Source organism: Streptomyces sp. NPDC046900 (genome assembly GCF_040644975.1).
Taxonomy (GTDB): domain Bacteria; phylum Actinomycetota; class Actinomycetes; order Streptomycetales; family Streptomycetaceae; genus Streptomyces.
This window is the reverse complement of the sequence record NZ_JBEYXD010000252.1, coordinates 1-1416: the sequence shown is the minus strand read 5'-3', so window position 1 is coordinate 1416 and position 1416 is coordinate 1. Positions and strand designations below refer to the sequence as shown.

General features: G+C 68.2%; 1 protein-coding gene. It reads right to left on the bottom strand.

What is annotated here, in order from left to right; translation table 11 throughout:
- Window positions 1–28: 28 nt before the first annotated feature.
- Window positions 29–1303, bottom strand: coding sequence for an ISL3 family transposase (locus ABZ904_RS51275; RefSeq protein ID WP_361831230.1), 1275 nt, complete (start codon window positions 1301–1303; stop codon window positions 29–31).
- Window positions 1304–1416 lie beyond the last annotated feature (113 nt).

Genomic DNA, 1416 nt, shown 5'->3' with positions numbered 1-1416 from the left:
GGCTCTCCTGTCGCTTCCGTGGGTGGGGTTATGCGAGTTGACGGCCTGGTAGCTGCGGGCGGTGTCCGCCGAGGCTGAGCATCGCCAGGGCGATCAGGGCGTCTGGGCTCTTGAACCCGAAGGCCAGGCGGGTGATGAGCCGGATCTTGGTGTTCGTGGATTCGATCAGCCCGTTGCTCAGGTTGTGCTCGGCCGCGGCGATGATGGCGTCCCAGTGCCGGACGATGGCGCGTTGGAGGTCGACGAAGGCGGGGATGCGGCAGCGGCGGGCCCAGATCACCCAGTCCCACAGCACCTCGCTGGCGTCCTTGCCCTGCTTCAACGCCATACGCAGGCCCTCCTTGAGGAGGTAGGCGCGGTGCAGCAGGGGGTGCGCGGCGGCGATGAAGGCGAGCTGGGCCTGCTGGCCGGCGGTGAGATCCTCGGGGTTCTTCCATAGCGCGAAGCGGGCCTTCTTCAGCGACTGCGAGCCGCGGGTGGTCCGGCCCTTGCCACCTCGCTCGGCATTCCACACGTCCCGGCGGACGACGTCGAGGGCGTCGGTGGCCCACTTCACGACGTGGAACGGGTCCATGCAGCGCACCGCGCCCGGGCAGCGGGCTGCAACGACAGCATCGATCCACTCGGCGCCGTCCGCCGACACATGCGTGATCTTCCCGGCGCGCTCGGCGCCGAGGGCGTCGAAGAAGGTGTGCAGGGTGTCCTTGTCCCGGCCGGCCGCGGCCCACACCAGGCGCCCGGAATCGTGATCGACCACGATGGTGAGGTACTTGTGCCGCTTCTTGTAGCTGATCTCATCGATGCCGATCCGCCGCAGTCCGGCAAACAGGTCCACCGATGCCTCGACGTCGGCCCAGACCCGCTCGCAGATGCTGCCGACGGTGCGCCAGCCGATCCGCATCAGCTGGGTGACGGTGGTCTTGCTGCAGCAGGTGGCCAGCCATGCCACCGTGTCATCGAAGGCCAGTGTGTGCCCGGCGCCGTGCCTGGCCCACGGCACCGAGGCCACCGTCACGCCGTGCTCGGGACACAACACCCGCGGCGCCTCCGCCTCGATCACCGCCCGCAGCGTGCCCAGATCCAGCGCCCGCCAGCGCCGCCGCCCCTCCCCGTTGTCGTACTTGCCGCACCGCCGCTCGCAGACCCCGCAGCGCAGCCGGCGCCCGCGTGCGGGGCGGGCATGAACCACGATCAGCACGTCCCCAGGGTTGATCTCGTCAGCCTCGGATTCCTCGACCTCGACCCCCTCGATCACGGTCTTTTCGACACCGAGCAACCGAGTCCATATCCTTGAAGATCGCACGCCGTATCCAGGTTCTTCCGTTTCGTACCTTCAGCAGTCGAAACGTATCCCGGGTACGGCGTGTTCTCTGCATCAGCCCTGGTCAGCGACCCACGGAAGCGACAGGAGAGCCA